The following is a 12,835-nucleotide window of genomic DNA, read 5'->3' on the forward strand; positions in this document are numbered from 1 at the left end:
CATTCAGATCAATAAATCATCTGGGAGCACCCATCTCATTTCATCAATCTGTACAACTATTGGGCAATGAGTCTGAAGTTTGGTTACTTACGTAAAAATGGTTGTTATTCATTGCTTGGAGGGAAAGTTATGATGGCAGGTTTAGTAGCAATCATTGTCCTATCAGCTCTGTTTCAATGGCACCGAACGTCCCTGCAACCGGTTCGTATCGAGCGCTCGCGTCATCACCCCGATCGGTAAACCTGCCCTGCAATTACCAGGGAATGGGTTCGCCGGCCCAGTCCCGGAACTGCAAGTCACCGGGAGTGGCGTATTGCTCAATCAGAGTGAGTAGTCGCTCGGCTACGAAGTCGGGGCTGAACAGCTTGCCGTCGGGGACATTGGCCTGAAATGGCTTTGACAGAGGCGTGTCGGTGGTGCCGGGATGAAACAGCATCAGTCCGACGCGGCGGTGAGTGCGAAAACATTCAATGGCGGCAGATCGGACCATCATGTTCAACGCCGCTTTTGAGGCGCGATAACTGTACCAGCCGCCAAGACGATTGTCGGCGATACTGCCAACCCGGGCACTGAAGATCACGATCTTGGCCGAATGGCTCCGGGGCAGGAGAGTCATCAGTGCCTGTAGCCAGAGGACGGGGACGAGCGCATTGGCCTGCATGACCTCTGCCCAGGCGGTCGCCTCCAATGACGCGATCTGTTTCTCCGGACCAAAGCCTGTGCCATGCAGTACGCCATTGCAGATAAACACCCGATCCGGTACCCAACCCGAAGCTTTCAAAGTATTCATAACCTCCGCGATACCGGAGGGCGAATAGTCACAGCGATGGAACCTAACCCCAGTGTGTTCATGGGACGGAATGTCCCGCTGGACCGCAATGATGTCGGTGATGTCAGTTTGCAGCAATTGGGCCATTACAGCCTGGGCGATACCGCTGCCGGCCCCGATGATTAAGACTCGCGAATAAGGGGTCATGAACAAGACCTTTGAACACGCCGTTGACGTTGCCAGTGATAAAACCGCAGCCAGAGCCGATACCCGGTTTCAGCAAACGGTCGGATGGGCTTACTTAACAGCAGTTGCGCCAGGCTGGCAAAACGAGTGTGCTGCCAAGCTCGAACATTTGCCTCAAGACCGGTCAGCCAGGTGCCATCAGCGGTCTGCATGTGCAGCTGGGAACTCAGCCGTTCGCGTTGTTGGGCATCCATGGGTTGAGAATGAATATCGACCAGGTTCAGTTGTGCACCGGCACCGCGTTGCAGTCGGTGCATTTCGTGTCTGCAAATCGGACAGGACCCATCATAAAAGAGTGTGTCCTTTGCGGTTTTGTTCTCTGCGGATGCGTCAATCTTGGGTTTGTTTGAGCTCATCGATTTTTACCTTGACCGACTCAGCTTCTGCCGTCAGCACAGAATACTTTCGTATGTCACCGTTGCGTTGGGCCTGAAACGCCTCGGTGGTGAGTTTTTCATAGGTTTTCTGCAGTGCCCGGGTCGGGTCAGATTTTAAAAAACGGAACATGTCAGCAACCTGTGGTTGGGGTGTGTATCGGATACGAGCGGTTGGTCGGGAAAGATTGCTTTTGTGAGTGCAAAGCGATGGCGGTTTTCGTTTTTTATCAAAACGAACATTAATCGAATATTTATTGCTATATCCGAACATGCGACGCACACTTTTTATACACCCAAAGCCCATCCAGACGAAAGAGGATCGCCTCATGAGCGCACTGAAACCGACGCAACACTGGTCTCGCCAGGAACAGCTACAAGGCATCTCAGAACAGACATTTGACGTGCTCGTGATTGGCGGTGGGGCGACCGGCGCCGGGGTGTTTCTCGATGCCATCAGCCGGGGTCTAAAGGTGGCGCTGGTGGATCAACAGGACTTTACCGAGGGGACCTCTAGCCGTTCGACGAAGTTGGTTCACGGCGGCGTCCGGTATCTGGAGCAAGCCGTCAAACAGCTGGACATCGGTAAGTATCAGCTGGTCAGAGAGGCCCTGGCCGAGCGTCGCCGCATGTTGGAAATGGCGCCGCATCTGGCCTGGAAACTGAACCTGGTGACGCCGGTAAAAGGGTGGTTTGGCCTGCCCTATTTTCGAATCGGTTTGGGCGTTTACGATCTGCTGTCCGGCAGCCAGAAGATTGGTCCGTCGCGTATTGAAAGCAAAGCCACTTTAAAAGCGATTTGCCCCGACCTGGACATCGACCCACTGACCGGTGGCGTCAGTTATTTTGATGGTCAGTTCGATGATGCCCGCTATGGTGTAGCGATGATTCGGACGGGTCTTGAAATGGGGGGCCTGGCGCTGAACCACACCGAAGTGTCTGGTTTACTGAAAACCGACGGCCAGGTCACCGGTGCGGAATGTCATGATCGCTTGTCCGGAGCATCGTTTACTGTTCACGCCAAGGCGGTGGTGAACTGCACCGGCCCCTGGACCGACAAAGTGCGTGCAATGGCTGATGCCAACCATACCCCGATGATGACCGTGAGCAGTGGTGTGCACCTGCTGGTGGATCGAGACTTGTTGCCTCAGGGCCGGGGGATTCTGATTCCTGAGACAGACGATGGTCGGGTGCTGTTCATGCTGCCCTGGCTGGGTAAAACGCTGGTGGGTACCACGGATGACCCGGCGCAGTTGAGCGATGACCCTGGGGTATCGGAGTCCGAGATCGACTACATTCTTGAAACCTGCAACCGCTGGCTGTCGGTGCCCATTTCGCGCGATGAGGTGACGGCGTCCTGGTCTGGACTGAGACCGTTGGTGGCCGATCCGGACGCGCAATCGACCGCGGCACTGACCCGTGATCACGTGGTTCTGGACGATGCCGGGCTGATCAGTCTGACCGGCGGCAAATGGACCACCTGGCGAAAAATGGCGGAAGACTGCGTCGACCATGTGCTGAAAGTGAAAGGCATCACGGCCAAACCCTGTGCCACCTACGACATTCGGTTAGTGGGCGCCCGCGGCGATACCAAAGCGGCTCAGCATGCCATTGCGCATTTACCGGAAGACATTCGTGACCATCTCTGGCAAGCCTATGGCGATCGTGCCGGCCAGGTGTTGGCGATGGGGTCAGAGGATCGGCTGGTTGAGAATGAACCCTACATTCAGGCGGAAATCGATTGGATTCTGACCCAAGAAGGCGCCTGTACTGCTGATGACGTCTTGCATCGGCGGCTGCGGGTTGCGATGCTGGACGAGTCCGTCGCAGAACAGATCCGACAACGGGTCAATGAGCGACTGGAAAAACTCGCACAGGCTGCCTGATTCGAGTGATGCAGATCATTCGCTGGGTTTGACAGGGGGTCTATGCTGAACCACAGAGCTTATCGAAACGGCCGTCAGGACGTGATGGCCGTACCCGTTCAATCCAATGACCCGGGAGGGGCTATGTTAGGCGAAGAACACTCACTGACGCATGATTTCCCAGAGCATATTGATGCCATCAACAAACTCACCGAAAGCGATCCGGATTTTGTCGCGCAGGTGAAAACCTACAACGCGTTGGATAAAGAAATCCGCACGTTGGAGTTGAATGGCAACCCGATCGACGATGATGAAATGCACAAGCTCAAAAATCGGCGAGCCGCTATGAAAGACGATCTTTATGATCGATTGGTGGCGGTGACCTGATCCGCCCCGCCCAAGGTTAAGACGTGAATTGCAAAGAAACAGGACGTACACTGCGTTTTCCGATTTGATAACGAAGGATTGTCCCGTGCGTTCTGTTTTAATTGCGTTTTTTGCCGGTCTATTACTCACCTCACAACTCCAGGCCTCAGCGATCTGGCACGTCGAAGGCGAACGTGAGTTTTATCTGTTCGGCACCGTTCATCTGATGCGCCCTGACGCGTTTCCCCTGCCCTCGGTTTACGACACCACACTGGATCAATGCGACGCACTCTGGCTCGAAGTGGATAGCGCTGAGTTGGAAGACATGAATCTGTTGACGCAAATCCAGCAGATGATGCTCCTGCCGGCCGGGCAACAGTTGAAAAATCAGGTTTCAGAATCGGCCTACAAGGAACTGGAGCGTCTGGCCGAGCGTGCGGGCGTATCCCTGCAGATGCTGCAAGGGCTGAAACCCTGGGCGGCGGTGAATCAACTGACGTTGATGATCTTTCAACAGAAAGGCTTTACCGGCGAAGGGCTGGACCCTTACCTGCACCGCCAGGCCATGCAGAAAAACATTCCTATCCGGGCGTTTGAAACCTTGCTTTGGCAGCTGAATATGTTCGACAAGTTGTCGCAACAGTACGGCGATGAGTTTGTCACCTTTTCTACAGAAGACCTCGATAACGTCGATCAGCTGGTGGAAGATCTGTATCGTAATTGGGCGCGGGGCGATTATCAGACGCTCTACAAGCAGGCGAAGTTCGAAGCCTATCCCGATGTAGAACGCGTTATGTTGCAGGCGCGAAATGACGATTGGATGGCCACGTTGTTAGGACAAGAGGCCGATGAAGGCACCCAATGTGTGGCGGTGGGTTTGTTGCACATGGCCGGTGAACATGGACTGGTTCGTCAGTTTGAGCAAGCCGGATATCGGGTGACGCAAATGGGAACCGATAACTGAGCCAACTCTCTAACGGTTGTACAATACCGTCAGTGCGCCGAGCGTCCGGAAGCCGAACGGCTTTAACAGAGTCAGCTCGGCCTGATCGCCATAACCTGCGAGGGTCTGACCGGGAAAGTTCAGCTGAATGATGCGGATCAGTCGCTGCAGATCGGCGGGATCGCCAAACAGGTTGGTCAGCCCCATCACATCGTGAGAACCGAACAGGACGGCTCCACATTGCGCCTGTTCGGCACCACCCAGCCAGACAAATCGAATGCGTCCATCGTCGAGCAAATCGGCCGGAAAGTCCGTGTCATTGCCCGTCATTTCTTGCCAGGCCGCTACCCACAGCTCAAGTTCTTTAACCGACTGGGCCTGATACAGTGATTCGTAAGCCGCCGTTTCTCGCACTTCAAACCTGGACTCGCAAACATACCAATGCGCCTTGAACAACTGCTGATAGTTATGATGGTGTCGGGTCTGCTCAGCGAAACTGTCTTTGATGTACCAGGCAGCACCGTTGTCGGGTCGAAGGTCATTGATCAACGCGGAGTTGAACACGCCGGGCGTTAAGGTGATCAGGTTCGGATAGGTGCTTGGCATTGGGTCCGGGCAAAACCACACGCCACCGAGAGTCTGCGGTCGAAGACCATGGGCGCGGGCCACGGCATCGCACCAATCGGCGTTGTTCTGTACGGCCTTCAATAAAAGAGTTGACGCAATCATTGCGGGTCCTTGTGGTCAATGTACCGGACATGGGTTCCTTTATCCGGAGCCGTTGCTGCAGGCTCCGGTTACTTTGCCGAGTTTTTCGATCACCTGTCAACAGGTAATCCGGACCCGCCAGGACTTACTCGGTCAGTCTTTTTTCCTCTTCCGTGACCAGTGTTCGCATCGGCAACAGCGAATCGGCATTCAGGGAGATCGATTCAATGCCTTCGCTGACCAGCCAGCGAGTGATTTCCGGCCAATCACTGGGCGCCTGACCGCAGATGCCGATGTATTTACCTCGGCGTTTGCAGGCATCAATCGCCAGTTTCATCAGCGCTTTGACCGCGTCGTCCCGTTCATCATGACCGGTGACCAGCTGGCTGTCCCGATCGACGCCCAGTGTCAGTTGCGTCAGGTCGTTGGAGCCGATGGAGAACCCATCGCAATGATCGAGGAACTGATCGGCCAGCAACGCATTGGTGGGAATTTCACACATGACATACAACAGCAATCCATCTTTGCCGCGTTCCAAACCCTGTGCTTTCAACTCTTTCTGGACGGCTTTTAACTCATCGACACTGCGCACAAACGGCACCATGATGGCGACGTTATCCAAGCCCAGGTCATTGCGTACCCGGCGCAAAGCCTGGCACTCAAGGGCAAAAGCCTTGCGGAACCGATCGTCGATGTAACGTGACGCGCCGCGGAAGCCGATCATGGGGTTCTCTTCTTTTTCTTCGAAGCGATCACCGCCGATGAGCTGTGCATACTCGTTCGATTTGAAATCACTGAGCCGGACAATAACCGGCTTCGGATAAAAGGCGGCCGCCAGGGTGCCGATGCCCTCGGTCAGTTTTTCCACATAAAACTCGGCCGGGGTGTCGTAACCGGCGGTGCGTTTGTCGATGATGGCCGCCGTGGCCTCATCCATGTCGTTCACATTCAGCAAGGCATTCGGGTGAATGCCGATGGTGCTGTTGATGATGAACTCCAGTCGCGCCAGACCAATACCGTCATTGGGCAGGAACTGTACTTCGAAGGCCTTTTGCGGATTGCCCAGGATGACCATGATTTTGGTGCGCAGGTCGTTATCCAGGCTGATTTCATGACGCTGCACTTCAAACGGCAGCTCTCCGGCATAAACATAACCGGTGTCGCCTTCGGCACAGCTGATGGTCAGCGGCTCGTCATCGACCAATACCTCCGTCGCATGCGAGGTGCCCACGATGGCGGGGATGCCCAGCTCACGGGCAATGATGGCCGCGTGACAGGTACGACCGCCCCGGTTGGTCACAATGGCGCTGGCCAGTTTCATGATCGGTTCCCAATCGGGATCGGTAATGTCTGTTACCAGCACTTCCCCGGGTTTCAACTCGTTCATGTGCGAGGCATCCATGATGACCCGGGCACGACCGCTGGCAATTTTGCTGCCCACACTCTTACCGGTGATGCGGATGTCGCCGCTGCCTTTCATACGATAGGTTTCGATGACCGCGTGTTCTCGCTGGGAGTGAACCGTTTCCGGGCGGGCCTGAACAATAAACAGCTCGCCGGTCAGGCCGTCCTTTGCCCATTCGATGTCCATCGGACGGTGCATGCCTGCCAGCCGGCTGTAGTGGTCTTCAATGGCGAGCGCATAGCGACCCAACTGCTCGGCTTCATCATCGGTCAGTGCAAACGTCTCCCGATCGGCACGACCGACATTGATGTTTTTGACGGGTGAGCGGTGAGGTTTGCGCTCTGCGTACACCATCTTGATGGCCTTTTCACCGAGGTGCTTGTGAATGATCGCATGTTTGCCTTTGCGCAGGCTGGGTTTGAACAGCTGAAACTCATCCGGGTTGACCGCACCCTGCACGACGTTTTCACCCAGGCCGAACGCGGCGGTCACCAGAATGGTGTTGTCGAAGCCGGTTTCGGTATCGAGCGTAAACATGACGCCGGACGCGCCCTTGTCCGAACGAACCATCCGCTGCACGCCAATGCTCAGTGCGACCTTCATGTGGTCAAAGCCCTGATCTTCCCGGTAGGAAATGGCGCGGTTGGTAAACAGGCTGGCGAAACAGGCTTTGCAGGTTTCCAATAACGCTTCGTCGCCCTGCACGTTAAGGTAGGTTTCCTGTTGTCCGGCGAAGGAGGCGTTGGGCAGATCTTCGGCGGTGGCGGACGAACGCACGGCGACATCCGAACCGCCTTCTTTGCACAGGTCGTGATAAGCGCTGAGCAGTTCCGATTCCAGTCGATCCGGAAAATCAGCGTTGCGAATCCAGCCGCGAATGGTATCGCCGGTCCGTTTCAGTGCCTCGACGTCCCGTTTATCCAGATCGCTGAGCAGCGCGGCGATTCGGTCGCGCAGTCCGTTGCTGTCTAATAACGCCCAGTAGGCATCGGCGGTGGTGGCAAAACCATTGGGGACACGCACGCCGGCATCGTGCAGTTCCCGATACATTTCAGCCAGAGAGGCATTTTTGCCGCCAACGAGTGGCACATCGGTCAGACGAAGTTCAGCAAAGCGTTTTACATAAGTGAAGGGCGTGTTCATGGTGGGCCTCCGTTTCCAGGGGTCACAACCATGGTCACTTGATCCGGTGGCCTGGCCGCGACCAGACGATAGTGGGATTAAGATAGCTTGATCTTGCGCCTCGCGACCCGGGCAAACCCTGATGCAAGTCAAGGTTGATCACAACTTGTCCAATCCTAGTCTCCTGAGTCAGAAGTTCGTCTGCTTTCAGCGTGCCATTCAAGTGCTCTGGCAAAGCGTGTCTCGAAGGTAATGGTTGCTCCATTAGGAAGTGACAAAACACACCCGCCGCACATTTCAGGTCTTGCTGAGAAAGCAAAGACTTATTCGACAGGCTGCTAGCCTGGCTTGCCCCAGTCGCCGACTTTCGCTTTAATGCGCGCTGATAAGGAGCATTGCATGAAACGACTCATTCTCGTCGCCATGATCGGTCTGCTCGCAGGGATGGTCAGTGCCGGCGATTTCTCTAAATACAAACATCATGACGATTACGACGGCTATTTCCGCAAGTATTCGAAACGGTTTTTCGGCCCGGCCTTTGACTGGCATTACTTCAAAGCGCAAGCCGTGGCTGAGAGTAACCTGAACCCGGATGCCGAAAGCTGGGTGGGCGCACAGGGCATAATGCAAATCATGCCGCGCACCTTTGAAGAGATCCGCCACAAGAACTCATACATCCAGGGCAGTCCGCAAGAGCCGCGTTGGAACATCGCTGCGGGTATCTGGTACAACAAGCAGCAGTTTGATTTCTGGCAACGCGGGCGCGCGCTTGATGAACGCCTGAAGTTTATGTACGGCTCGTACAATGCTGGTCGCGGTAACTTGTTGAAGGCGCAACGCGAAGCCATCGATGCCGGACTCAACCCGCGCATCTGGGATTCGATGTATCAGGCACTGCCACGGGTCACCGGCGATCATTCCAGAGAAACACTGGGTTATGTCGAGAAAATTTTTACCATCAAAGAGGATATTCAATAATGGATTGGTCGATCGTTTTTATTAATTTTGTTTACGCCATTTTGGGCTGTACAGTGACCCTGGTGTTTATGGCGGCCGGCTTCAAGCTGTTCGACAAAATTACGCCATTCAACACGCACGATGAGTTGCAAAAAGGCAATCAGGCGGTTGGCACCGTCGTGGCTGCGATGATCATTGGTGTGGGCATCGCGGTGGGCCTGGTCATTGGTATGGGCCTGAACTGACGTATCGCCTCTCACGCACTGAGGGTGGCGGGTTGTGTTACGTCATCTCGCGACCGGCCGTTCACTCAGTCAGCCGTTCAAGCAGATAATCCACCGCGACTTTGATTTTTGGAATGCTGTAGCGGTGCGTTTGATACAACAGATAAACTGCAAACTGGTTGTCCGGCGTGATCCGCGTCGGGGCATCCAGCGTCAGTTCAATCAGTTGCCCGCGCTCGATTTCCTCCTCACAGACCCATTTCGGCATGAAGATAATGCCACCCCCATTCACCGCTTGCTCCCGTAACCAGGGGCCATCGTTGGTGGTCATGACCGCCGGCCCAGACACGTTTTGCCATTGCTCATCAATCTTGGCCAACCACGGCGTGGGACCGGCGGGCGTCCGGAAGTACAGTCCCCGATGCTGACGTAACTCTAATGCGGTGGTTGGCGTGCCATGGCGTTGCAGATAGCTCGGCGCGGCCAGCGGCACGAAGTCATTGCCCATCAGTCGCTTGGCGACGATGCGTTCGTTTGGCACATAGCCACCGCGAATGGCCAGGTCGATGTGGTCTTTGTCGAGAGTCGTCACCGTATCGGTCAGGTGCACATCCAGCACAATTTTCGGATAGCGAGCGGAGAAATCTTTCAGCACCGGACGCAATTTGTGCTCGCCAAAACTGACCATCGAACTGATGCGCAACGTGCCCATCGGTTCTTTGCTGTAACTGCGAACGGCATCGTCAGCTTCGGCCAGGTTCTGCAGCAAGGGTTGAATCTGTTTGGCGTATTGGCGCCCGACTTCGGTCAGGCTGACCGAGCGGGTGGTCCGGTTGAGCAACGTCGCACCGAGGTGGGCTTCCAGGTCGGCAATGCGACGTGACAACGAAGACGGCGGGACCCGAAACCGTTCCGCCGAACGGGAAAAGCTGCTGGTGTCGGCGACGGAAGCAAAGTACCTAAGTGCTCTGAGTTGGTCCATGTTGCCCTTTTCGTTTAATTATTGTCGGAATGACAAAGAATTTTCGCATTTTCGCCCCTATAAGGCACGTTTTTGCACCCTATTATGCGGGTATGGTTCATTTTTCCAGGAGAAAACCTCATGACTCAATACACCGCCATCCATCTGAAAGCTCGTCCCGGCGAAGCCCCTTTAGGCCCCGCGCTGTTTGACGTGAAACGCCACGGCAAGCCGGAGGTGTCCGACGGGACCTTTCTGATTAAGCAAACGTACATGTCACTCGACCCGGCCATGCTCGGCTGGATGAGTCCGGATCGTGACAGCTATGTGCCCCCGGTTGAGCTCGGTGAGGTGATGCGATCCTCCGGCATCGGGGAAGTCATTGAATCGCAGCATCCGGACTATGCCGTGGGCGATGTGGTCATGGGCATGTTCGGCTGGACCGAGCTGGCGTTGAGTAACGGTCAGGGCGTTAACAAGCTGGACCCGACCATCAACCCGGAAATGGCGTTGTCAGTCTTTGCCTTGCCGGGCCTGACAGCAACACAGGGCCTGTATGACATTGGTCAGCCAAAAGCCGGTGAAACCTTGGTGGTCAGTGGCGCCGCTGGCTCGGTTGGCGCCATTGTCGGGCAATTAGCCAAAGCCGATGGACTGACCGTGATCGGCGTGGCCGGTGGCGCAGAAAAGTGCCAATGGTTGGTTGATGAACTGGGCTTCGACGGCGCCATTGATTACAAGAGCGACGATCTGGGTGCGAAACTCGACGAACTGGCACCGAACGGCGTCGATGTTTACTTTGAGAACACCGGTGGTCCGATTCAGCACGAGGTTTTTAATCGGATGAATGCCCACGGTCGGATCGCCGTCTGCGGCATGATCGCCGATTACACGGCGCGTGAACCGTCACCGGGCCCGAACTGGATGAACATCATTAAGAAACGCTTGCTGATTCAGGGCTTCACCATGCCGGATCATCTGCACAAAGCGCCGCAACTGTTGGAGAAACTCACGCCATACGTCATGAACGGTCAGATCAAATACCGGGCACACGTTCTGGACGGTCTGGAATCGGCTATGGATGGGTTAAACCTGTTCTTTACCGGAGAAAACCGCGGCAAGCTGATGGTTAAACTCTGATATTAATTTCCCAGGGTTGCTTGGCGGCCCTGGGTATTTATCTTTAAACCAGTTCGACGGCCAACTTACCCGCCAACCCCATTAACACCACACCAAAGATCCGATCCAGCCAGACGGCTTGCTGCTGTAGCACCGCCAGCCAACGTGGGTTGGAAAATAACCATGCGACGACCACGTACCACAGTCCATCGATGATCATAGCGGTACTGGCGTAGGCGAACTTGCCGACCAGGGTGGTGTCGGTTCCGACCACCTGAGAGAACAGCGCAATGAAGAACACGGCGATTTTCGGGTTCAGGAACACAATCATGAAGCCGTCGCGCGCGGCCTCCTTGGCTTCAACATCCGGCAGTTGCTGATTGGGATTGCTGCGACTCAATAAGCCCTTAATGCCCATCCAAAGCAAGTAACCCGCGCCGCCCCACTGCAGGATGGTAAAAAGAGTCTCTGAAGTCAGGATGACCACCGCCAAACCGGAAACACAAACAAAGGCGTACAAGCCGACACCAAGCCCATGAGTGATGGCGGCGGTCATGCCCTGTCGACGACCGCCGGCCAGCGTGTGTTTCAGGACCACCGCTAAGGACGGTCCGGGAGACATCGCGCCGAGGGCGCAAATGCCAACGATAGTGAGCCAAGCGGTCAGGGTCATAGCAGAATCTCGAGTTCGTTAAAGCAGCGATAGTAAGGGTGGATGGTGAATCGATTCAACGGGTTTTAACTCACCCGGACTCCGGTGACCGGAAAAGGAGCGACCTGAGTACCTTGATGAAACACCACCTGCCAACCGATTGCGTTTTTCTGCCACAGGCTGCTGCGCAGGGAGTACACCCCGTCATCATCTTTATCATGCGTAATGAAAGCACGGAAAATCAGCTGACACAGGCCGGGCGTCAGTTCTCTGAACTCAAAGTCCTGAACGGTGGCATGCCAATCCTGCTCCGTCGGCAGCCGTTCAAGAATCTCGTCTCGCCCAAAGTAGGCACCGGAGGCACCAATCTCTTGAAAGTCTGGTGCAATCAGTTCACACAATCGCTCTTTTGAATGGCGCACCTCAAACGTCAGCAGTGAGGTTTCCAGTTCGATCAGTTGGTTTTTCACCGTCATCTGTGTTTCCTTTCAAAGGGTTTCGTTTTCTGAAGGCACATTCCCAGGTTTTAAATTGCCGTTCTCCGGTTCGACCGTAGTGTCCCGTCCGAACCTCCAGTATTTCAAAAGCCGGTTCGACCAGGCTGACAATCTCGGTCAACGTCAATCTCGGATAGGTCTCAACCCAAGGGTCGTTCGGATCATCGGGGTGCTCAGCCGAGCCAATGGACGATACCCAGACGCCACCGTCGGCCAGTAGCTGGTGGATGCATTGAACAAAGGCCGTGCGTGATTGCTGACTAAAGAAAGAGTGGAAACAGCCCTTATCCACAACGCCTGCAAAGGCGTGTTCTAGATGAGGCGCCTTGGTCACGTCAATGACCTTTGCTGGTAAAGTAAGTCCTCTGTCATGGGCGAGCGATTGAATGTGTTGAACCGCGCTGGGTGCAATATCCGAGGCCGTTAACGACAACCCCTGCTGTGCCAGATAGACGGCGTTGTGCCCGAGGCCACTGCCAACTTCCAGCGAGGGTAACGATGGGTCAAGGTGTCGAAGCACAAACTGACAAAACTCAATGTGCGGTTCGAGATCTTCCCAAGGCGGTGGCGAATCGTGTTGATAGCGATCGTCCCAATCGTGTATCTGTTGTCCTTCCATTCAGCCGT

Annotated in this window: 15 protein-coding genes; 6 read left to right on the forward strand and 9 right to left on the reverse strand. The window is 55.1% G+C overall.

Annotated elements, in window-relative coordinates:
• Positions 1–253: 253 nt before the first annotated feature.
• From MED297_RS20335 to MED297_RS22240, 3 genes are read right to left on the reverse strand one after another with little or no spacing between them, the layout of a single operon-like run.
• Positions 254–976 carry an SDR family NAD(P)-dependent oxidoreductase gene (locus tag MED297_RS20335; RefSeq protein ID WP_008048413.1) on the reverse strand — a complete coding sequence of 241 codons (723 nt, stop codon included), beginning with the start codon at positions 974–976 and terminating at the stop codon, positions 254–256.
• Positions 973–1,371, reverse strand: coding sequence for a thiol-disulfide oxidoreductase DCC family protein (locus MED297_RS20340; protein ID WP_083779502.1), 399 nt, complete (start codon positions 1,369–1,371; stop codon positions 973–975). The genes MED297_RS20335 and MED297_RS20340 overlap by 4 nt, the downstream gene beginning before the upstream one ends.
• Positions 1,346–1,522, reverse strand: coding sequence for a DUF6435 family protein (locus MED297_RS22240; RefSeq protein WP_154651028.1), 177 nt, complete (start codon positions 1,520–1,522; stop codon positions 1,346–1,348). Before MED297_RS22240 ends, MED297_RS20340 begins: the two co-directional genes overlap by 26 nt.
• A gap of 196 nt (positions 1,523–1,718) precedes the next feature.
• Between MED297_RS22240 and MED297_RS20345 the strand changes: the two genes are divergently transcribed.
• The 3 genes from MED297_RS20345 to MED297_RS20355 all read left to right on the forward strand — a co-directional run bounded on the left by MED297_RS20345 (position 1,719) and on the right by MED297_RS20355 (position 4,584).
• Positions 1,719–3,275 (forward strand): glycerol-3-phosphate dehydrogenase/oxidase, encoded by a 1,557-nt coding sequence (locus tag MED297_RS20345; RefSeq protein ID WP_008048418.1) that lies wholly within the window; start codon positions 1,719–1,721, stop codon positions 3,273–3,275.
• A gap of 42 nt (positions 3,276–3,317) precedes the next feature.
• Positions 3,318–3,641 carry an HP1242/YdcH family protein gene (locus tag MED297_RS20350; RefSeq protein WP_008048420.1) on the forward strand — a complete coding sequence of 108 codons (324 nt, stop codon included), beginning with the start codon at positions 3,318–3,320 and terminating at the stop codon, positions 3,639–3,641.
• Positions 3,642–3,726: 85 nt separating this feature from the next.
• Entirely contained in the window at positions 3,727–4,584 is an 858-nt protein-coding gene (locus MED297_RS20355; protein WP_008048422.1) for a TraB/GumN family protein, read from the forward strand.
• A 9-nt stretch (positions 4,585–4,593) separates the two neighbouring features.
• Here the strand turns inward: MED297_RS20355 and MED297_RS20360 are convergent, their stop codons facing one another.
• Positions 4,594–5,292: a hypothetical protein gene (locus tag MED297_RS20360; protein WP_008048424.1), complete on the reverse strand. Its 699-nt coding sequence runs from the start codon at positions 5,290–5,292 to the stop codon at positions 4,594–4,596.
• A 124-nt stretch (positions 5,293–5,416) separates the two neighbouring features.
• Positions 5,417–7,819: a phosphoenolpyruvate synthase gene (gene ppsA, locus MED297_RS20365; protein ID WP_008048427.1), complete on the reverse strand. Its 2,403-nt coding sequence runs from the start codon at positions 7,817–7,819 to the stop codon at positions 5,417–5,419.
• A gap of 378 nt (positions 7,820–8,197) precedes the next feature.
• Here ppsA and MED297_RS20370 point away from each other — a divergent pair, with 378 nt between their 5' ends.
• Complete coding sequence (locus tag MED297_RS20370) at positions 8,198–8,776, forward strand: transglycosylase SLT domain-containing protein (protein ID WP_008048429.1); 579 nt, start codon at positions 8,198–8,200, stop codon at positions 8,774–8,776.
• Complete coding sequence (locus MED297_RS20375) at positions 8,776–9,000, forward strand: DUF350 domain-containing protein (RefSeq protein WP_008048430.1); 225 nt, start codon at positions 8,776–8,778, stop codon at positions 8,998–9,000. Before MED297_RS20370 ends, MED297_RS20375 begins: the two co-directional genes overlap by 1 nt.
• A gap of 61 nt (positions 9,001–9,061) precedes the next feature.
• Here MED297_RS20375 and MED297_RS20380 read toward each other — a convergent pair whose 3' ends face one another.
• The gene (locus MED297_RS20380; RefSeq protein WP_008048431.1) at positions 9,062–9,961 is read right to left on the reverse strand and encodes a LysR family transcriptional regulator; all 900 of its coding nucleotides are present in this window, start codon (positions 9,959–9,961) and stop codon (positions 9,062–9,064) included.
• A 120-nt stretch (positions 9,962–10,081) separates the two neighbouring features.
• Between MED297_RS20380 and MED297_RS20385 the strand changes: the two genes are divergently transcribed.
• Complete coding sequence (locus MED297_RS20385) at positions 10,082–11,080, forward strand: NADP-dependent oxidoreductase (protein ID WP_040557733.1); 999 nt, start codon at positions 10,082–10,084, stop codon at positions 11,078–11,080.
• Between the two features lie 43 nt (positions 11,081–11,123).
• Here MED297_RS20385 and MED297_RS20390 read toward each other — a convergent pair whose 3' ends face one another.
• The 3 genes from MED297_RS20390 to MED297_RS21690 all read right to left on the reverse strand — a co-directional run bounded on the left by MED297_RS20390 (position 11,124) and on the right by MED297_RS21690 (position 12,827).
• Positions 11,124–11,732 carry a LysE family translocator gene (locus MED297_RS20390; protein WP_008048433.1) on the reverse strand — a complete coding sequence of 203 codons (609 nt, stop codon included), beginning with the start codon at positions 11,730–11,732 and terminating at the stop codon, positions 11,124–11,126.
• Positions 11,733–11,797: 65 nt separating this feature from the next.
• Positions 11,798–12,187 (reverse strand): nuclear transport factor 2 family protein, encoded by a 390-nt coding sequence (locus MED297_RS20395; RefSeq protein WP_008048439.1) that lies wholly within the window; start codon positions 12,185–12,187, stop codon positions 11,798–11,800.
• The gene (locus tag MED297_RS21690) at positions 12,135–12,827 is read right to left on the reverse strand and encodes a class I SAM-dependent methyltransferase (protein ID WP_008048441.1); all 693 of its coding nucleotides are present in this window, start codon (positions 12,825–12,827) and stop codon (positions 12,135–12,137) included. Before MED297_RS21690 ends, MED297_RS20395 begins: the two co-directional genes overlap by 53 nt.
• Between the last annotated feature and the right edge of the window lie 8 nt (positions 12,828–12,835).

It is taken from the genome of Reinekea blandensis MED297 (assembly GCF_000153185.1).
Classification (GTDB): Bacteria; Pseudomonadota; Gammaproteobacteria; order Pseudomonadales; family Natronospirillaceae; genus Reinekea; species Reinekea blandensis.